General features: G+C 63.9%; 10 protein-coding genes. All 10 read left to right on the top strand.

From position 1 onward, the window contains the following. Nucleotides 1-508: 508 nt before the first annotated feature. The 10 genes from JQ617_RS25045 (at nucleotide 509) to JQ617_RS25000 (ending at nucleotide 20856) form a co-directional block, all read left to right on the top strand. Nucleotides 509-2494 carry a tetratricopeptide repeat protein gene (locus tag JQ617_RS25045; RefSeq protein ID WP_212028610.1) on the top strand — a complete coding sequence of 662 codons (1986 nt, stop codon included), beginning with the start codon at nucleotides 509-511 and terminating at the stop codon, nucleotides 2492-2494. Between the two features lie 40 nt (nucleotides 2495-2534). Continuing rightward, nucleotides 2535-12416: a beta strand repeat-containing protein gene (locus JQ617_RS25040; protein WP_212028609.1), complete on the top strand. Its 9882-nt coding sequence runs from the start codon at nucleotides 2535-2537 to the stop codon at nucleotides 12414-12416. A gap of 17 nt (nucleotides 12417-12433) precedes the next feature. Further along, the gene (locus JQ617_RS25035) at nucleotides 12434-13876 is read left to right on the top strand and encodes a tetratricopeptide repeat protein (RefSeq protein WP_212028608.1); all 1443 of its coding nucleotides are present in this window, start codon (nucleotides 12434-12436) and stop codon (nucleotides 13874-13876) included. A 272-nt stretch (nucleotides 13877-14148) separates the two neighbouring features. Beyond that, nucleotides 14149-15435, top strand: a complete 1287-nt coding sequence (gene otnK, locus JQ617_RS25030; protein ID WP_249157468.1) for a 3-oxo-tetronate kinase — start codon at nucleotides 14149-14151, stop codon at nucleotides 15433-15435. Beyond that, nucleotides 15432-16079 carry a class II aldolase/adducin family protein gene (locus tag JQ617_RS25025; protein WP_212028607.1) on the top strand — a complete coding sequence of 216 codons (648 nt, stop codon included), beginning with the start codon at nucleotides 15432-15434 and terminating at the stop codon, nucleotides 16077-16079. The genes otnK and JQ617_RS25025 overlap by 4 nt, the downstream gene beginning before the upstream one ends. An 11-nt stretch (nucleotides 16080-16090) precedes the next feature. After that, the gene (locus tag JQ617_RS25020) at nucleotides 16091-16879 is read left to right on the top strand and encodes a shikimate dehydrogenase family protein (RefSeq protein WP_212028606.1); all 789 of its coding nucleotides are present in this window, start codon (nucleotides 16091-16093) and stop codon (nucleotides 16877-16879) included. 110 nt (nucleotides 16880-16989) lie between these two features. Further along, entirely contained in the window at nucleotides 16990-18093 is a 1104-nt protein-coding gene (locus tag JQ617_RS25015; protein WP_212028732.1) for an ABC transporter ATP-binding protein, read from the top strand. Further along, a complete protein-coding gene (locus JQ617_RS25010) occupies nucleotides 18093-18968 on the top strand; it encodes an ABC transporter permease (RefSeq protein WP_249157536.1) in 876 nt (291 codons plus the stop codon). Before JQ617_RS25015 ends, JQ617_RS25010 begins: the two co-directional genes overlap by 1 nt. Beyond that, entirely contained in the window at nucleotides 18965-19759 is a 795-nt protein-coding gene (locus JQ617_RS25005; RefSeq protein WP_063694879.1) for an ABC transporter permease, read from the top strand. The genes JQ617_RS25010 and JQ617_RS25005 overlap by 4 nt, the downstream gene beginning before the upstream one ends. A 29-nt stretch (nucleotides 19760-19788) precedes the next feature. Then, on the top strand, nucleotides 19789-20856 hold the full coding sequence (locus JQ617_RS25000; RefSeq protein ID WP_502754892.1) for an extracellular solute-binding protein: 1068 nt from the start codon (nucleotides 19789-19791) through the stop codon (nucleotides 20854-20856). The last annotated feature ends 11 nt before the right edge of the window (nucleotides 20857-20867 follow it).

Below are 20867 nucleotides of genomic sequence, written 5' to 3'. Positions count from 1 at the left end.
CGCACGATGGCGGATTTTGTTTTGTTGCTAAATCAGTTTCTTATCGCGAGCGAATTAATTGCCGCCGATCTTGCGCCGAAGGAGGTCATCGATCGCAAGGAGTCTCCGCGTCCATCGCCGACACTCTCCGCGTGTGAGAATCTTTCTGAAAATTTCCGAATGCATCTTGCTCTCTTTCCGCGGTTGCGACATTCTGACTTCGCACACGCAGGTAGAGGTAGTGAGGGAAGTTGATCGGCTTGGAATGAATGTTTCTCTCTCCCTCTCTCTCGCACATGTAGCGGCCGCGATCGGATAGCGATACTCGCCCGGCCGCTCCTGCGGGCTTCTAAACAATCAAAAGCAGAAATCTCGAGTCAGCTGCTGCTGACGCGCGGACGCTTGAGCTGCGTCCAGGTTCGCTCAAGGTTGTCGCGGAATGATCGGGCGCGGGGCGTGAGCGAAATGCGATAGCTGGTCAGCGTTCAGGCGCCCCTACGTCATCTCATCGACGATGGGTCACATCGTAATGTATGTTGAAGGACCGTCAGGTTTTGTGTCGTTCGAGGCCGGTCTTGCGCACCATCGCGCAGGCCGCCTTGCGCAGGCCGAGACGATCTATCGGCGCATCCTGGCATCCGAACCGAATCATGCGGATAGCATTCACCTCCTGGGGGTCGCGTCGTTCCAGGCTGGTGACGCCGCGAGGGCGCTTGAGCTCATCATCCGTGCCGTCAAGCTCCAGCCGGGCAACAGCGTCTATCACGGCAACATGGCGGCCGTTCTGCGCGCGCTCGGACGGCTGGACGAGGCCGTCGCGAGCTACCGGGACGCGTTGTTCTACAAGCCCGACAATCCGGATGCGCAGAACCAGCTTGCCATCCTGCTCGGTGAACGCGGCGACCTCGCGGGGGAAGAAGCGCATTACCGCTTCGTGTTGCGTTATGCCCCTGATCATGTCGATGCCCGCTTCAATCTCGCCAACCTGCTGGTGAAGCGGAAGCATTTCGACGAGGCGATCAGCGTGTTTCGGCAGTTGCTGCTGCAGAAGCCGGACCATGCGGCGGCTCATAGCAATCTCGGCGCCGTGCTGTTCGATCTCCGCGCCTTCGAGGAGAGCGAGCGCTGCTATCGGGAGGCCTTGCGCCTCAATCCCGCATTCGCGCAGGCCTACAACAATCTCGGCATTCTCCTCGCCGCCTTGGGGCGCCTCGAAGAGGCGGAGCTGAGCCTTCGCGAGGCCTGCAAGCTCAACCCGGGCTTCCTTGAGGCCTTGAACAATCTCGGCGATCTGCTGCGAGTCCGCGGGCGGCCGGATGAGGCGGAAGCATGCTGCCGCGAGGCGTTGCGTCTGAAGCCGGACTATGTTTCCGCGCAGCTCAACCTGGGCAACGCGCTTCGCGAGTCCGGCCGTTTTCAGGAAGCGGAGCCGTGCTATCGCGCGGCGCTCGATCACGATCCGGCCTGGCCGGAGGCGCTGAACAATCTCGGCAGCCTGCTGTTCGATCTTGGACGGCCTGACGAAGCCGCCCGTTGCATCCGGACCGCGCTGGCGCAAAAGCCGGATTATCCCGACGCACATACCAACCTGGCGATCACGCTGCTGCTCGACGGCCGGTTCGACGAAGGTTGGCGGGAATATGAGTGGCGTTGGAAGCAGGAGAAGAACAAGCCGTATCTGCGCGGCTTCAATCAACCGCTATGGGACGGCGGGGAGGTCGGCGACCGGGTCCTGTTGCTGCATGCCGAGCAGGGTCTCGGCGACACGCTCCAGTTCTGCCGCTTCGTGCCGGACATCGCCGCAGGACGGCGGGTCGTTCTCGAGGTGCAGCGGCCGCTGGTGCCACTGCTGGCGGGGCTGCCGGGAATCGAGCGCATCGTCGCCCATGGTGATCCGCTGCCGGTATTCGACCTGCATTGCCCGCTGCTCAGCCTGCCGCTTGCGCTCGGCACCACCCTCGAAACCATACCGCGGAAGACGTCCTATCTCCGGGCCGATCCGCAGCGCGCGGCTGCCTGGCGCCAGCGGCTCGGACAACTCGACGGCCTGCGCGTCGGTCTCGTCTGGGCCGGCAATCAGGCGATGGGCGCCGATCGGCGCCGGTCTATCCCGCTCGAGCGATTTTCAGCGCTGGCGGACCTGCCGGGCGTGAGCTTCGTCTCGTTGCAGAAGGGGCCGGCGGCCGGCGAGCCGCCGCCGCCCGGTCTGTCCTTGCACGACTGGACCGAGGATCTCCACGACTTCGGCGAGACCGCCGCGCTGGTCGAGGCGCTCGATCTCGTCGTCAGCGTCGATACCGCGGTGGTGCACCTTGCCGGCGCGCTCGGACGCCCGGTGTGGCTGCTCAACCGCTTCGACCGCTGCTGGCGCTGGTTGCTGAACCGCGACGACAGCCCCTGGTATCCGACGCTGCGGCAATTCCGGCAGGCCGAGCCAGGCGATTGGGGCGGCGCGCTCCAGCATGTGCGCGCCGAGCTCCAGAAACTCAGTTTGACCCGATCCACCGTCCAGTGACCGCCACGCACCCAGATTCTGCAATTCAGGAAATGAAGTCATGACAACGACAGTGACGAGCACCGTTTCGAACACGAGCCTCACGGTTTCCGCCAATGACCAGAGCCTCATTCTGATCGGAAACAGCGATGTGGTGACCGTCACCGGCATGAGTGACAGTGTCACCATCACCGGCGTTGCCGATACGGTCATCGCCAGCTCGACGCAGGTGACGCTGACGGGCACGGCCTCCAGCGCCACCGTGATCGGTGCCGGCAATATCGTGACCGTCACCGGAACAAACGACTCGGTGACGCTGTCGGGCACGCTGGAGACCCTGGTGGCCAGCTCGTCGGCGGTGACGCTGACGGGGACGAGTACCTCGGTGGTGGTGACGGGCGACGCCAATGCGATCGTTGTTGCCGGCGCTAACGATACGCTGACCGCGGGCGGCGGCACGATCGCGATCAACGCCGCGGGCGCCGTGTTGACGACCACGGCCGACACGAAGCTGACGCTGGGGAACGGCGCCAGTGCGACCGTGAATGCGGTCGGATTCGTGGACCAGGTGACGCTGGGGGCGTCGAATACGTTCATCCTCGCCAACAACGGCGATGGCGTCCACATCCTGGCCACCGGAGCGACCGGCACTGGCGACGTGATCACGGCCAGCAACGTGTCGGTGAACTTTACCGGCGTGAACACGGGAACGACGCTGATCAACAACTCGATCACGGGCGTCCATGATCAGGTGACCGTGAGCGGCAGCAAGCAGGCCGTGACCGTCAACGGCGTTCCCTTCGGGCAAATATTGGTCAGTGGCTCCAATGACAGCCTGACCGTCAATGCCGGCGGAGCAGCCGGCAGCGTGCTGGTCAGCGGCACGAATGACACAGTGAACGTGACCAACACCGCGGTGACACTGACGGGCACGTCGTCCGCCTTGACCATAACTGGCGCCAACAACACGGTTCAGGTGACGGGACCGAGCGAGACGGTCAATCTGGCGGGTACGAGCAGCTCGGCGGTGGTGACCGGCAGCCCGGTCGCGATCTACGTTTCAGGCACGAATGACACGCTGACCGCGGGAGGCGATGCGATCACGCTCACGGCCAGCGCCTCGGCGACGGTGGACGCCGCTGGACTGGCCGATCAGATAACCCTGACCGGCAACAACCGCTTGACGCTGACCAACAACGCCGCCGGCAGCAGCATCACGGCCAGCGGCTATGACACGATCACCGCCAGCAATGCGGCCGTGACGTTCCTTGGATTGGCCGGCGCGCCTTCGGCTGCCACGCTGACCGGCTCGAATGATCAGGTGACGGTCACGGCGAACAGTCTGGCGGTCTTGGTCAATGGGGCTCCGAGCGGTCTCGTGGTGGTCAGCGGGAACGACGACAGCGTGACGATCAATGCCGGCGGCGTGAGCGGCAACGTGCTGGTCACCGGCCTGCGCGACGGCGTCGCTGCGTCCAACACGGCGGTGACGCTGGCGGGGACGTCATCCAGCCTGTCAGTGAGCGGCGTCAACAACACGGTTCAGGTGACCGGAGCGAGCGAGCAGGTGACGCTGACGGGCACAAGCAGCTCGGCGGCGGTGACCGGCTCGCCGATTGCGATTTACGTGACGGGCACGGCCGACACGTTGACGGCGGGAGGCGACTGGATCGCGCTGACGAGCAGTGCTTCGGCGACGGTGGATGCCCAGGGAATGGTCGATCAGTTCGCCCTATACGGCAGCAACAGCCTGACTCTGATCAATAACGCTGTTGGCACCACCATATCGGCCGGCGGCAATCAATGGATCAGCGCAAGCAACGTCTCCGTGAATTTCACAGGAGCGGTCACCCCGTCAGGCGCCACGCTGACAGGCTCGAACGATCAGGTGACCCTGAGCGGGAGCAGCGAGGCGGTCACCATCAACGGTGCCACGAGCAGCGTGCTGGTCGGTGGATCCAAGAATGGCGTCACACTCAACACCGGTGGGGCGAGCGCCAGCGTCGCGATCACCGGTACCGACGACCAGGTGACGATCAATGCTGGTGGCGCGAGCAGCAACGCAGTGGTCAGCGGCGTGCGCGGTACCGTCCTTGCGAGCAACACGGCGGTCACACTCACGGGGACGGGTTCCAGCGTCTCGGTGGGCGGCACCAGCAACACGATCGCGGTCACGGGGACGAACGAGAGCGCCGCGGTGTCGGGCTCGTCGAACACGGTGATCGCCAGTTCGTCGGCGCTGACGATGTCGGGCGCGAGCACTTCCGCGGTCGTGACGGGGACAGGAAATGCAATCACCATTGCGCAGGATGCAAGCGTCGCACTGACAGGAAGCGGTAACACGATCTCGCTGGCGATCGGCTCCACGGCGACGATCGATGCCGCAGGAATGACCGACCAGATATGGCTCAGCTTTTCCGACAGGCTGACGCTGATCAATAATGCGGCGGGCTCGACCATCACGGTTTCCGCCAACTATGGCTACAGCTATTACGATATCATCAACGCCAGCAATGCGTCGGTGGTGTTCGCCGCTGTCGGCCATAGCGGCTATGCGGCTTATATGACCCTGACCGGCGACAGCGATCAGGTGACCGTGAGCGGGACTTATCAGAGTGTCACGATCAACGGCGTTCCTGCCGGCCCGGTGATCGTCACCGGCTCCAATAACTGGGTCCAGGTCAACGCGGGCGGCGTAAGCGGCACCATGGTTGTCAGCGGCGTAAACGATGCGCTGTACGTGAACAATACGACGGTGACGCTGTCGGGCACCGGATCCAGCGTGTCGCTGAACGGCACCAACAACACGGTTCAGGTGACTGGATCGAACGAGGGGGTCGTGCTGGCAAGCTCGAGCAGCTCGGTAGTGGTCACGGGGATGTCTGCTTCGATTGTCGTTGCCGGCACGAGCGAGATGGTGACGGCGGGAGGTGACGCGATCACGCTGACGTTTGGTTCTTCGGCGCTCATCGACGCCGCGGGATTGGCGGATCAGATTACCTTGTACGGCAGCAACTGGCTGCAGTTGACCAATAATGCTGCAGGCTCGAGCATATGGTCCGGCGGCAATGACGTCATCCTCGCAAACAACGCGTCCGTCGTGTTCGGCGCAAGTGGCGCACACGCCACGCTGACCGGCTCGAATGATCAGGTGACGGTGAACGGAACGAACTCCGCGGTGACGGTCAATGGGGCTCCGGTTGGTCCCGCGCTGATCGGCGGGTCGGGCAACAGCGTGTTGATCAATACCGGCGGCGCAAGCGGCAACGCGGTCGTCAGCGGAGGCAGCGACGTCGTGGTGATCAACACCGGCGGCGCGGCCAGCAATGTGACGATCAGTGGATCCTACGACCAGGTGACGGTCAATGCCGGGGGCGCGAGCGGCACTGCGCTGGTCACCGGCACGAACGAAACACTGGTTATGGCCAACACGGCGATAGCACTGGCGGGGGCGGCGTCCGGCGCGACGCTCTACGGCGCCAACAACACGGTTCAGGCGTTGGGAACCAGCAACTGGCTGGTCTTGGGGGGAACGAGCAGCTCGGCCGTGGTGACGGGCACGATGACGGCCGGGATTGCCGTTACAGGAGCAAACGATACGCTGACCGCCGGCGGCAGCATGATTGCGCTCAATGGATCGGGCGCTGTATTGACGACGACCGCGGCGACGACCGTAACTCTGGCGAACAGTGTCCTTGCAACGGTGGACGCCGGCGGGTTTGCCGATCAGGTGACCATCGGAGCCGGTGACAGGCTGACGCTGACCAACAACGGGGCAGGCACGACCGTCACGGCCACGGGCGGCGGCGATACGATCGCGGTCAGCAACGCTACCGTGACGTTCGGCGGCAACGGCGCGGGTGTCGCCAGCACGCTGAACGGGTCGAACGACCAGGTCACTTTGAGCGGCACGAGCCAGGTGGTGACCGTCAATGGTACGCCCAATGGCCCGGTCGTGGTCAGCGGCACCAAGGACAGCTTGACGATCAACGCCGGCGGGGCGAGCGGGAACGTCGTGGTCAGCGGCGTGAACGACACGATCAATGTGACCAATACGGCGGTGACCCTGGTATCGGGATCGTCCGGGACCGTGATCACCGGAACCGGCAACTCGATCTCGACGAGCGGCATCGGGGTCAGCGTCACGTTGACCGGTGCAAACCAGAGCCTGAACGCCACCAGCAGCTTTGTGACCCTGACGGGAACGAGCAGCTCGGCCGTGTTGACGGGCGCGGGCAATACGATCCTCGTGACGGGGGCGAACGACACGCTGACCACCACCGGCGGCGCGGTCACGCTCAACGCGACGGGCGCCGTGGTGACGTCCACCGCGGCGGCGACCGTAACCCTGGCGAGCAGTGTCGCGGCAACGGTGGATGCCGGCGGCTTTGCCGATCAGGTCACGCTTGCAGCGAACGACGCGCTGACGCTGACCAATGCCGCTGGCGCGACGATCACGGCCACCGGCACCGGCGATTCGATCGCCGCCAGCAACGTCACGGTGTCGTTGTCGGCAAGCTCGGCGACCCTCGCGGTGACCGGAAGCAACGATACGGTGGTCGTGACCGGGACGAAGGATACGCTGACGCTCTCTGGCGTGTCGGAGAAAGTGACGGCGAGTTCGACCACGTTGACCCTGACGGGAACGAGCAGCTCGGCCGTGGTGACGGGAACGGGCAACACCATCGTCGTCGCGGGCACGAACGATACGCTGACCGCCGGGGGCGGCACCATTGCCCTCAACGCGACGGGTGCTGCGGTGACGACGACTGCGGCGACGGCACTCACCTTTGCCAGCGGTTTGGCCGCGTCGGTGAATGGCGGCGGCTTTGCCGATCAGGTAACGCTCGGCGCGAGCGACACGATCACGCTGAGCAACGCTGCGGGCTCGGTGATCACGGCCACCGGGACTGGTGATGCGATCAGCGTGAACAACGCCGCAGTGACGCTGACGGCCAGCTCGGCAACCCTTGCCGTTGCCGGAGCGAGCGATTCGGTAGTCGTAACAGGGACGAAGGACATTGTGACGGTGTCCGGGGCGTCGAATACCGTGACCGCCACCTCGACGACGGTCACGCTGAGCGGGACCGGCAGCTCGGCCGTGGTGTCGGGTGCAGGGAATACGATTGTCATTGCGGGTGCGAACGACACGTTGACCGCCGGCGGCGGCTCGATCGCGATCAATGCGACCGGTGCCGTCGTGACGACCACCGCAGCGACGGCAGTGACTCTCGCAAACGGTGTCGCCGCTACGGTGAATGCAAGCGGCTTTGCCGAGCAGTTCACCCTCGGGGTGAACGGCGCGCTCACGCTGACCAATGCCGCGGGCTCGACGGTGACCGCCACCGGGACCGGCAACGGGGTCGCCGCCAGCAACGTCGCGGTCACGCTGTCCGCGAGCTCGGCAGCCCTCTGGGTGACGGGATCGAGTGATGCGGTGGTCGTGGCCGGAACGAACGATACGGTGACGGTGTCGGGAACGTCGGACACGGTGGTGGCCAGCTCGACGGTGGTGACGCTGACCGGAACCAGCAGTTCGGCCGTGGTGTCCGGGACGGGAAATGCGATCGCCGTTACGGGGGCAAACGACACGTTGACCGCGGGGGGCGGCACGATCGCAGTCTATGCAACGGGCGCCGTGCTGACGACCACCGCGGCCACGACCATTGGCCTGGCGGATGGTGTGGTTGCGACGGTGAACGCCGGCGGCTTTGCTGATCCAGTAACGATAGGAAAGAACGATACTCTGACGCTCAACAACAATGCGGCGGGCACCGCCATCACGGTCGCCGGCGGCGGCGATACGATCGCCGCCAGTAACGCCGTGGTGACGTTCAGCGGTGACGGCAAGGGTCTCGCCAGCACGCTGACCGGGTCGAGTGACCAGATCACGCTGAGCGGGGCAAATCAGGTCTTGACCGTCAACGGGGCACCCAATGGTCCGGTCGTGGTCAGCGGAGCCGGCGATGTGCTGACGATCAATGCCGGCGGCGCGAGCGGAACGGTGCTGGTCAGCGGCACGTCGGACGTCCTGAATGTCACCAATACGGCGGTGACGTTGTCCGGGAACGGGTCCAGCGCGACGGTGAACGGATCCGGCAATTCGGTGGTGGTGACGGGAACGAACGACGCCCTCGCGGTGTCCGGATCCTACGTGCCGGTGACGGCAAGCTCGACGGTCATCACGCTGATGGGCAACAGCACCTCGGCCGTGGTGTCGGGGACGGCAAACGCGATCTACGTTACGGGCACGAACGACACACTGACGGCGGGCGGCGGCGCGATTGCGCTCAACGCGACGGGCGCGGTGCTGACGACCACTGCGGCCACGGCCGTGACGCTGGCAAGCAATATGACAGCGACGGTGGATGCCGGCGGCTTTGCCGATCAGGTCACGATTGGGTCCAACGACGCGCTGACGCTGGTCAACTATGCCGCCGGCACCGGACTCACGGTCAACGGCGGCGGCAATACGATCGGCCTCAGCAATGTCGCGGTGAACTTCAGCGGCAATGGCGCCGGAGTTGCCAATACGCTGACGGGATCGAACGATCAGGTCACCCTGAGCGGCACGAGCCAGGTCGTCACTCTCAACGGGGTTGCGAATGGGCCGGTGCTGGTCAGCGGCACGGGCGATACGCTGACGGTCAATTCCCCTGGCTCCGGCGGAACCTTCTTGGTCAGCGGCGTGAGCGACACGTTGACGATCAATGCCGGCGGAGCGAGCGCGACGGTTCTGGTCAGCGGCAGGCAGGACGTCCTCAATGTAACCAATACGGCGGTGACGCTGTCCGGAACCTCGTCCAGTGCGACGGTGAAAGGCGAAGGAAATACGGTTGTGGTCACCGGAACGAGCGACTCGGTCACGGTGTCCGGATCGTTCGTGCCGGTGACGGCCAGCTCGACGGCAATCACACTGACCGGCACGAGCAGCTCGGCCGTGGTGACGGGTGGCGGCGACACGATCGTCGTCACGGGGGTGAACGATACGTTGACCGCGGGAGACGCCACCGTGGCGCTCAACGCCACCGGCGCGGTGCTGACGACGACTGCGGCCACATCGGTGGCGTTGGCGAGCAACGTCGCCGCCGCCATTCATGCGGGCGGCTTCCTGAACCGGGTGACGCTGGCCAGCAACGATACGGTGGTGATCGACGATCCCGCCAATTTGTCGTTCGTGACCGCCACGGGCGGCGGAGATACGATCAACGTCGACAATGCGAACGTCATCTTCAGCGGCAATGGCGGGGGCGTCACCAACGTTCTGAACGGCGAGAACAACGTCATCGTCGTGAGCGGCAACAACGAGCTCGTCGTCGCCAACGGCGTGCCGTTCGGGTCGGTCCTCGTCAGCGGGTCCGACGACGTCGTGACGATCAACGCCGGCGGCGTGAGCGGAACGCTCCAGATCACCGGCACGCGCGACCTGGTCAATGTCGACAACACGGATGTGACATTGATCGCGACCACCTCCACCGCGACCGTGAACGGGTCCGGCGACCATGTCACGGTCCTCGGAACGGGCAACGCGCTGACTGTCTCGGGCACATCGAATGGGGTGACGGCAAGCGGGACGGCGGTGACGTTGACCGGCACCGGCAGCTCCGCCGTGGTGACGGGGGGCGGGGACGCCATCGTCATCGCGGGCGTGAACGACACGTTGACCGCGGGGGGCGGCACGATCGCCGTCAACGCCACGGGCGCCTCGGTGACGACCACCGCGGCGACGGCGATAACGCTGGCAAGCAATATCGCAGTGACCCTGGATGCCGGCGGCTTTGCCGATCAGGTGACGCTCGGCGCGAACGATACGCTGACGCTGCTCAATGGCGCCAACACGGTCCTCAAGGCGACCGGCGGCGGCACGATCGCCGCCAGCGGTGCCGTGGTGACGTTGTCTGCAAGCTCGGCGACGCTCGCCGTGACCGGGTCCAGTGACACGGTGGTGGTGACCGGGACGGGCGATGCGGTGATCATATCGGGGGTATCGGACACCGTTTCGGCGAACTCGACCGCGGTGACTCTTACCGGAACCGGCAGCTCCGCGGTGGTCACCGGAACGGGGAACGCGATCGTCGTTGCGGGTACCAACGACACGTTGACTGCGGGAAGCGGCACGATCGCCGTCAACGGCACGGGTGCGGTGGTGACGACCACCGCAGCGACGGCGATAACCCTGGCAAGCAACATCGCCGCGACTGTGGATGCCGGTGGCTTCGCCGATCAGGTGACGCTCGGCTCGAACGACACGCTGACGCTGCTCAATGCCGTCGCCGGCACGCACGTCAAGGTGACCGGTACTGGCGATGCAATCACGGCCAGCAATGCCGGCGTGACACTCACGGGAACCAGCAGTTCTGCCGTCGTGACGGGAACGGGCAATGCGATCGTCGTTACTGGCGTCAACGACACGCTGACCGCGGGCGGCGGCACGATCGCGCTCAATGCGACCGGCGCCGTGCTGACGACCACCGCGGCCACGAGCGTAACCCTGGCGAGCAACGTTGCCGCGACCGTGGATGCCGGAGGCTTTGCCGATCAGGTCACGCTCGGGGCGAACGACACGCTGACACTGCTCAATGCCGGCGCCGGCACGAACATCAAGGCGACCGGCAGCGGCGATGCGATCACGGTCAGCAATGCCGGCGTGACGCTGTCGGGAACGGGTAGCTCCGCCGTGGTGACGGGAACGGCGAACGCGATCGTCGTCGCAGGCACCAACGACACGCTGACCGCTGGAAGCGGCACGATCGCCGTCAACGGCACAGGTGCCGTGGTGACCACGACCGCGGCGACGGCCGTAAACCTGGCGAACAATGTCGCGGCGACGCTGAATGCCGGTGGCTTTGCCGACCAGGTGACGCTCGGGGCGAACGATACGCTGACACTGCTCAATGGTGCCAACACGGTGGTGACAGCCACCGGCACCGGAGACACGGTCGCGGCGAGCAATGCCGTGGTGACGCTGTCGGCAAGCTCGGCGACGCTCGCCGTGACCGGCTCCAGCGACACCGTCGTGGTGACGGGGACGGGCGATGCGGTGACCGTATCGGGCGTCTCGGAGAGCGTGACAGCGAACGCGACGGCGCTGACACTCACCGGCACCGGCAGCTCTGCCGTAGTGACCGGGACGGGGAACGCGATCGTCGTCGCTGGCGCCAACGACACGCTGACGGCCGGAGGCGGCACAATCGCGCTCAATGCGACAGGTGCCGTGGTGACGACCTCCGCGGCCACGGCCGTAAACCTGGCGGACAATCTTGCCGCATCGGTGGATGCCGGCGGCTTTGCCGATCAGATCACGCTCGGCGCGAACGACACGCTGACGCTGATCAACAACGGTGCCGGCACGAACATCAATGCGACCGGCAGCGGTGATGCGATCACGGTCAGCAATGCCGGCGTGACCCTGTCGGGAAGTGCGTCCAGCGCGACGGTGGTCGGGTCCGGCAACACGGTGGCGGTCACGGGCACGAACGATACGCTGACGGCCATCGGTGACGGCAACACGCTGGTCGCCAGCGCCGGCGTCACCACGCTGATCGGCAACGGCGATCAAACCATCTATCTCGCCGGAAACGGCGATACGACCATCGACAACAGCGCGTCATCGAGCTCGCCCAGCGGCGAGCTCGAGCTCCAGGGCGGCGTGAACCACGACAGTCTCTGGTTCGTGCAGTCCGGCAACGACCTCGTGATCGACGTCATGGGGACGACCCGGCATATCACCGTGGCAAACTGGTTCAGCGACCAGAGCAACCAGCTCGAGGATATTCTGGCCGCGGACGGAATGAAGATCGACAGCGGTGTCTCGCAGCTCGTCCAGGCCATGGCGACGTTCGGACAGAACAACCCCGCGTTCGATCCGACTGCCGTGACCAACAGCCAAATTCCAAACGATCCCACCCTGCAGACGGCGATGGCCGCCGCCTGGCATTCATAAGCGAGTCTGAGAATCCGATGACTGTGCGTGTCGATCAGTTCCCGGAGGTTCAGGGCGTCGTATCCGAACCTCCGGTCCAGGCCCGGAATCTCTCCGTGGGGGAGGTTCTCGGGCAGGTGACCGAATTGGTCCAGGCCAAGAAGTATGACGAGGTCCAGGCACTGCTCCAGAACGCCATGGGTCAGCATCCGAACAACGGCGATCTGATTAACGCCAATGGCTATGTGCTGACGGCGATGAAGCGACAGTCCGATGCGCTGAGATGGTATCGGGACGCCCTTGAGTTCAGTCCGATGGGCTCCGGCATTTGGAATAATCTGGGTACCGCGTTCAAGCATCTAAAGTTCTACAATGTCGCGATCGCCTGCCACCAGCGGGCGATCGCGCTTTCGAGCAATGAGGCTTTTCTTCATCACAATCTCGGCCTGTGCTACGCGGAAGTCGGACAGCACGGAGAGGCCATCATGGCCTTCGACCGGGCGCTGGCGCTGCAGCCGGATTTTCACCTCGCCCGATGGGACAGGGCCCGCAGCTATCTTCATCTGGGAAATTATCGGAAGGGGTGGGCGGATTATGAGGTCCGCCTCGTTTCCGGTCAGATCCCCGCAAGGTCGGTGTCCGGTCGCCAATGGACAGGAACCCCATACGCCGGCAGCCGGCTGCTCGTGCTCGCCGAGCAGGGGTTCGGCGACACCCTGTGGGCGCTGCGATACCTGCCGCGGGTAAAGGGATTGGGCGGCGAGCTGATCGTTGAATGCCAGCCGGCGCTCTGCTCCCTGGTCGCCTCTCTTGGCGTTGCCGACCGGGTCGTTGCAAAAGGTGAGCCGTTGCCGGAGGCCGACTACTACTGCTCCTTCTGCAGCCTTCCCGGGCTTTTCACACCGGATCTGTCCCTGCTTCCAGCCCAACCTTATCTTTCAAAACCGGCGGAACGAGAGGCAAAGTTCGAACCCTATCTTCGCAAAGGAGCAGGTTGCCTGAAGGTTGGTATCGTCTGGTCGGGCAGCGTGACATTCGAACGGAATGCCGAGCGCGCCATTTCCCTCGAGCGCCTTCTGCAGAGCGTCGATTTTCCGGGCGTGCAGCTCTACAGCTTGCAGAAGGGATCGCCCGAGCAGGAGCTGCAAGGCGTCGAGCTGCGCCGGCCGATCATCGATCTCGCACCCGAGTTGAAGGATTTTGCAGATACGGCGGCCGTCGTCGCAAACCTTGACCTGGTCATCATGACGGACAGCGCTGTTGCCCACCTTGCGGGCGGGCTCGGCGTCCCTGTCTGGATCTTGCTGGGCCATTCGGCGCATTGGCTGTGGCTTCTCGATCGTGCCGACAGTCCCTGGTACCCATCGGCTCGGTTGTTCCGCCCCCGTATCGAGGGCGACTGGGATCATGTTCTCGACAACCTCGCCATCGCGTTGATGAAGTTGGCGACCGTCAAGGTGCCGTTGTCCAGCGTCGGATAGCCGTGACGAGCTTGCCGCTGCTCCCCGTTGAATGATCGACCGGAGATGTCGTCGAGCGATTTGTCGGCGCCAGCCAGAAGGTCGGTTGGTACGCGTCGGCAGATCCCGGCGGGATTTCCGTGGCTGATGACTGCGGCGTAGGTTCTTAAGCTGACGCTCGGCCTCCTCGAAATCGAACCCGGCAGGCTCGCCCGCCTCCGAAGAACTTGTCTTGCAATATTTGATATATCATGTATCAGACCTCCGCGGGTTCTGGGAGGGCTTTCGGACGAATGACCAAGCCGATCTTTGGGGTGATAGCGGACGATCTGACCGGCGGCATGGAAACGGCCGCCATGCTGATTGCTGCCGGCATCGATTGCGGCTTTGTGACTGACCCCGACCTGGTTGCCAGCCTCGGAGATTCTCCCGCCATTGTGGTTGCACAGAAGACGCGCGTCATTCCCGCGGACCAAGCCGTCGCCAAGACCGAGAGCGCGGCGAGGGCGCTGCTTGCGCGAGGCGCGAGGCAGATTTTCTTCAAGTATTGCGCAACGTTCGATTCCACCGACCGGGGCAATATCGGTCCGGTGTCGGACCTGCTGATGCGACTGTCAGGTGCGGAATACACCGCATTCTGTCCGGCTTCTCCGGCGCTCCGACGGACCGTCTACAACGGCCATCTGTTTCTCGGCACCGAGTTGATCTCGGAGTCGCCCAAACGCAACGATCCACTGACGCCAATGACCGATCCGGATCTGGTCCGGGTTCTGCAGCGGCAGACCCCAACCAAGGTCGGCCTTTTGGCTCACCCACTCTTGGATGCGGGGCTCGATCACCTGAAACGCGCGATCGCGGAGGAGGCGGCGCGAGGTGTCCGCTACTTCATTGCGGACACAATCTACGATCGCGACCTCGCGATGCTTGCCGCGCTCACCAGTGATTGGAAGCTGATGACCGGTAATGCGACAATCGTCCAGCACTATCCGGAGATATGGAGGGCGCAGGGGCTCATCCCGACGGCGGAGACGCGATCGAGTCTGCCTGCGGTCGGTGGAGCCGGCGTCGTTCTTGCCGGGAGTTGCGCCGAGCGGACATTGGAGCAGCTCGCCGAGTTCGAGAAATACCATCCTGTGCTTCGCATCGATCTTCTCGAGGCGGGTGGCGTCGAGTCGGTGGTTGCTGCCGCGCTCGACTGGGCACGGCCGCGGCTGGAAAACGGTCCAGTTGGCATCGCTACGTCGGAGTCTTACGCCGCCGTCAATTTGGCCCAGCAGCGATATGGCCGCGAAGGCGCGGCGCAACTCGCTGAAAGCATCCTTGGTCGACTAGCCGTCTCGCTTCGCCGCGCTGGCGTGCGGCGCTTCGTCGTGGCCGGCGGCGAGACGTCTGGCTCTATCGTCGATCACCTCGGCATCCGGCGCCTGCGGGTCGGTTCCTATGGCGGGCCCGGCATCGGCACGGCCGTGACTGAAGAAGACGATCCGGTCGCTCTCTGTCTCAAATCGGGCAAGCTGGGCCCGGTCGACCTGTTCACGAGAACACTCGAATCCATGCTGCATCCGGAGGACGCCAATTGACCGAACGTGAGCTCAGGCACTCCGTGCTGGATGTCGTTGCGCGCCTGGAAACCATGGGTTTCAATCACGGCAGCAGCGGAAATGTCAGCTGCCGCATGGGCGAAGACATTCTCATCACGCCGACCGGTGGCAATAGCGGCAATACGACGCCCGACAGGCTGGTTCGTTTGAAGCGCGACGGGACGGTGGTCGGAGACGGCTTGCCGTCCAGCGAATGGCACATGCATCTGGCCATTCTGAATGCCTATCCGCATGTGAACGCGATCGTGCACACCCACGCCGATTGCTGCGTCGCGTTGTCCTGTCTTGCAAAACCAATTCCGGCTTTCCACTACATGATCGCCAGTTTTGGCGGAAACGATGTGCCCTGCGCGCCCTATGCGACGTTCGGCACCCGCGCCCTCGCCGACGGCGCCGTCGCTGCGCTGGAAAAGCGCAAGGCATGTCTGTTGGCGAACCACGGAATGATTGCCGCAGGCAAAGGGCTGCAGGCAGCCCTCGACCTCACGGTGAAGCTTGAAACCCTCGCGCGGCAATATCTGCTGGCCTGCCAGGCCGGCGCGCCTGCGATCCTTCCCGACGATGAGATGGCGCGGGTGCTCGAACGCTATGGCAGCTACGGCCGCGCTGCCTTGCCGGCCTGAGGAGAGCAATCATGGAGATCACCGGCAAATCCAAGATCATGTTCGTGTTGGCCGACCCGATCGACCATGTTCGGGCAAGTGCGGTGATGAATGCCTATTTCCAGTCGATCGATGATGACGTCGCGGTGTCGCCGCTCCACGTCCTGCCCGGCGATCTCGGAGCGGTCGTCGCGAGCATCAGGTTGATGCGCAACGTCTTTGGTTTCGGCGTGACGATTCCGCACAAGACGCAGGTGATCGAGCATCTGGATGAGATCACGCCCGCAGCGCGGATGATCGGTGCCGTCAACTTCGTCAAGCGAACGGCCGAGGGCCGGCTCGTCGGCGACAATCTCGATGCGAGGGGATTCATCGCGAGCCTCGCCCAACACGAGATCATGGTGCGCGGCCGGAAGGTGCTCCAGGTCGGGGCGGGTGGAGCGGGGCGCGCGACCGCCTTCGGCTTGGCGGAAGCCGGCGCGCGCGAGCTTACGATCATGAACCGCGACGAGGAGAAAGCTCGCGCACTCGCGGCGGCCGTGGCCGAGCACTATCCAGCCACGAAAGTCAGCGCCGATCATGCAGAGGCGCGGTCATTCGATCTGATCGTCAACACGACGTCGCTCGGCATGAAAGCGGATGATCCGCTGCCTCTGGATATCGACGGTATCGGTCCGGGCGCTGTGGTCAGCGACATCATTGTGAATCCGGCCCTCACACGACTTCTTGCCAAGGCTGCCGGGCAGGGCGCGAGGACGATCGGCGGAAAGCCCATGCTCGATGCGCAAATGGCCCTTGTCGCACGGTTCATTGCACGCTAGCCTGATATATCAAATATTATATCGAGGAAGTTCCAGGCAAATACGAAGGTTGGCCCGAGGGCGCGACGCTTCTCGACGGTAACGGAAGAAGGAGATGGGTCTCCGTGAATATTGCATCGGCCAGACAAGCGGTATCGGGCGCATCGATCCGCATCAGTCGCCTGGAGAAACGCTTCGGCGCGGTGTCTGCCGTCGATGGTGTCGATATCGATATCGCGGCCGGTGAGTTCATCGCCCTGCTCGGGCCGAGCGGCTCCGGGAAGACCACGATCCTGATGAGCGTCGCCGGATTCGAATTTCCGACCAGCGGAAGCATTCACGTCGATTCCGAAGACCTGACCTACGTTCCTTCGAACAAGCGCAATCTGGGAATGGTTTTCCAGAACTATACGCTGTTCCCCCACATGTCGATTCTCGACAACGTCGCCTTTCCCCTGAAGATGCGTGGCCTCGAGAAGACCGAGCGTCATGCGCGTGCGGAAGCCGCGCTCGAAACGGTGCGTCTCGGCGGCTATGGCAAGCGCCGTCCGAACGAGCTTTCGGGCGGCCAGCAGCAGCGTGTGGCTCTCGCCCGCGCGATCGTCTATCGCCCGCGCGTCCTGCTGATGGACGAGCCGCTCAGTGCGCTCGACAAAAATCTGCGCGAGGACATGCAACTCGAAATCAAGCGGTTGCATGCCGAGCTTGGCATCACAGTGATCTTCGTGACCCATGATCAGAGCGAAGCCCTGACCATGGCGGACCGGATCGCCGTTCTGAAGGATGGCAGGATCCAGCAAATCGGGCCGGCACGCGAGCTCTATGAGCGTCCCGCCAATCTCTTCACCGCGGGCTTTATCGGCGAGATGAACTTCGTCGACGTTACCGTCGAACGTGCGAGCGACGCCGTCGCGGTGAGGCTGCCGTGGGGCGAGACGTGGAGCCTTCCGGCAAATGCTGTCGTCGAGCCGGTGAGGGCGGGCGAGTCGGCAGTCCTGGCGGTGCGGCCGGAGCGCCTGCAATTTGGTGCCGGCACAGCGCCCGTCATCAAGGTCACGCTTAGCGATATCGTCTATGCCGGATCGGCGCTGCTCCTGATCGGGCGCCTTGCCGATGGCACCGAGATGCGTGCACGCATCGCCGGTGCCTCCGATGTCGGTCACCTGGCCCCGGGTGATATCGCGTCCTTCTCCGTGCCCATGGAGGCGCTTCTGCTCTATCGAGGGCGTGAGTGATGAAGCTGGTGCGTTCTGACTTTTGGCATTCCGACGGCCGCCGGCTGAGCGGCCTTTCGACGCTGTTTCTGCTCGCGCCGTTCTTCGCCGTCATCGCCTTCGTCTTCATCTATCCGATCGTGCAGCTCCTGGTGATCAGCGTCACTGAGCCGCATCCGACCCTCGACAATTACGCCCGCGTCGTCGGCAATCCGGTTTACGCACGCGTTTTGGCCCGCACGCTCTGGACTGCGACGCTGGTGACGGCGCTGTCGGTTATCCTCGGATTTCCGGTGGCCTACTATATGAGCCGGGCAAGGGGCGCGGTCGCCGCCCTCGTTGCGGTGTGTGTCATCCTGCCGCTGTGGTCCAGTGTGCTTGTCCGCACGGCAGCCTGGTCCATTCTGTTCCAGCGCAACGGGTTGATCAATTCGGCGCTGATGGGGCTCGGCCTGACTTCGCAGCCCTTCAAGCTGCTCTATACCCAGAGCGCGGTGGTCATCGCCATGACCCACGTGCTGCTGCCGTTCATGATATTGCCGATCTACGGTGCCTTGCGCAGCATTCCGAACGATTACACGCGCGCCGCCGCCGTGCTGGGCGCGACGCGCTGGCGCACCTTCCTCGAAGTCATCCTGCCGCTCAGCCTGCCGGGCGTCGTCAGTGGCTCACTTCTGGTGTTTCTCACGGCGCTTGGCTTCTTTATCACGCCGGCGCTTTTGGGCTCGCCGCAGGAGATGATGGTCTCGACGCTGGTTTCGCAGCAGATCCGTGAGGTGCTCGACTGGCCCTTTGCGGCGGCCCTCGTGGGCGTGCTCACCCTGTTCGTGACATTGCTGGCCGTCATCTTCAGCAAGACCCTGCGTTTTGACCGGTTGATGGGGGCAGCGTCGTGAAGCCGCCCGCCGACAAGGGATCGCTCGCGCTCGGCGCCTGTGTTTACGCCGTGCTGGCCTTCATCATCGTGCCGCTGGTCATCGTTATTCCGATGTCGTTTGGGCAGAACGATTATCTGGCGTTTCCGCCGTCCGGCTTCACCCTGAAATGGTACGCCGAATATTTCGACAGCCGGCAGTGGCGCGCGGCGACCTGGCTCAGCCTGCAGGTGGCCTTCCTGACCGCGATCTGCGCCTCGGTGATCGGTACCGCGGCGACCTATGCCATGGTGCGCGGCCGCAGTCGGCTCGTGACCCTGTTCCAGGTCCTGCTGATCGGGCCGATCATCGTGCCGCATATCGCGATCGCGGTCGGTCTTTATCTCTTCTTCCAGACTATTGGGCTCTCCGGCACCATCCCCGGTTTCGTGCTGGCACATACAGTGCTTACGCTGCCCTTCGTCGTCTTCACGATGGCTGCCGCATTGGGAAAGGTGGATGCCAATCTCGAGGCCGCGGCCATGAGCTGTGGCGCGACGCGCTTTGCCGCCTTCCGCTACGTCACGCTGCCGCTGATCCTGCCGAGCCTGGCGAGCGGTGCGCTGTTTGCCTTCATCATCTCGTTTGACGAGCCGGTCGTGTCATTCTTCCTTTCGGGTGTGCGTCAGAAGACCCTGCCGCGCCGGATGTTCGAGGACATCGAGCAGAACCTGACACCCATCATTCCCGCGATCGCCACGTTGCTAATCGTCCTGTCCATCGCAATTCTGCTCGGGGCTCATGCCCTCAGATCCCGCAGCAAGACCCCATAGTCCGTGCAAGCCAACAGAGGAGTACGCCGATGTCGAAGAACATGTGGAAGTTGACGGCAGCCGCTTGCGCAATGACCGTCGTCTTTTCCGCGACGTTGCCGGCCGCTGCTCAAAAGCTCGAGGATCAGGTGGTGATTGCCACGACCGGCGGCCTGATGGGCAACACGCTCGCCAAGCATTTCTACGAACCTTTCAGCAAGGCAAAGAATGTGGAAGTCGTTCCCGTTGCGATCGAGGTTCCCGATCAATGGGCACGCGCCAAGGCGATGCAGCGAACCGGCAAGATCGAGTTCGACATCGTCACCGCAACGGGACCCGACCTCGTCGGGCGCGCTGACATGCTGGAGAAGATCGATTGTGCCAAGCTGCCGAACGTCCAGAAGTTCGGCGTCTCCGACGCATGCCAGCCTTATGGCGTCGCGCGCACGACCGGCGGTATGCTGATCACCTACAACACGGAGGCTTTCAAGGAGAAGGCGCCGAAGAATTGGGCCGACTTCTGGGACGTGAAACAGTTTCCGGGCCCGCGCGGCTTGCCGGATACGGGCGATAGCGACTGGTGGGTGCCGGCGGCGGCGCTGCTTGCCGATGGCGTCAAGGCGGACCAACTCTTCCCGTTGGATCTCAACCGCGCCTACAAGAAGCTTGATCAGATCAGGCCCAATGTCTCCGTCTGGTGGAAGACCGGCGACCAAGTGCAACAGATCATGCGCAGTCGCGAGGTGGTCATGGCAATGAGTTACTCCGGGCGCGCGCTGGCCGTCGTGAAGGAGGGTGTGCCGGCGGCGTTGTCCTGGGATCAGGCGATCCGGGACACCGGCTATATGGCCATCCTGAAAGGCGCGCCCGACGTCAATGCGGCCATGGCCTATCTCGACTTCTTCTATGCAAACTCGGAGGCGCATGTGCCGTTCATGCGCGCCGTCAATTATGCCACCGCCAGCAAGTCGGCCATCGAATTGATGAAGCCGGAAGAGCGCAATCTCTATGCGACGTCACCGGAAAACTACGAAAAGCTCGTGAAGCCGGACTTCGCCTGGATCGGCGAGAACCGCAACGCGCTGCGCGAGCGCTGGATGGCTTGGCTGACCCGCTGATGCCGACGCGG

Origin of the sequence: Bradyrhizobium sp. KB893862 SZCCT0404 (assembly GCF_018130885.1) — a bacterium.
Lineage (GTDB): Bacteria > Pseudomonadota > Alphaproteobacteria > Rhizobiales > Xanthobacteraceae > Bradyrhizobium > Bradyrhizobium stylosanthis.
This window is presented reverse-complemented; position numbering and strand designations above follow the sequence as displayed.

What these genes read in the sequence shown, in the direction of transcription:
- JQ617_RS25045 (WP_212028610.1), top strand. Translation starts at nt 509, where the DNA reads ATGTATGTTGAAGGACCGTCAGGTTTTGTGTCGTTCGAGGCCGGTCTT.
- JQ617_RS25040 (WP_212028609.1), top strand. Translation starts at nt 2,535, where the DNA reads ATGACAACGACAGTGACGAGCACCGTTTCGAACACGAGCCTCACGGTT.
- otnK (WP_249157468.1), top strand. Translation starts at nt 14,149, where the DNA reads ATGACCAAGCCGATCTTTGGGGTGATAGCGGACGATCTGACCGGCGGC.
- JQ617_RS25010 (WP_249157536.1), top strand. Translation starts at nt 18,093, where the DNA reads ATGAAGCTGGTGCGTTCTGACTTTTGGCATTCCGACGGCCGCCGGCTG.
- JQ617_RS25020 (WP_212028606.1), top strand. Translation starts at nt 16,091, where the DNA reads ATGGAGATCACCGGCAAATCCAAGATCATGTTCGTGTTGGCCGACCCG.
- JQ617_RS25000 (WP_502754892.1), top strand. Translation starts at nt 19,789, where the DNA reads ATGTCGAAGAACATGTGGAAGTTGACGGCAGCCGCTTGCGCAATGACC.
- JQ617_RS25035 (WP_212028608.1), top strand. Translation starts at nt 12,434, where the DNA reads ATGACTGTGCGTGTCGATCAGTTCCCGGAGGTTCAGGGCGTCGTATCC.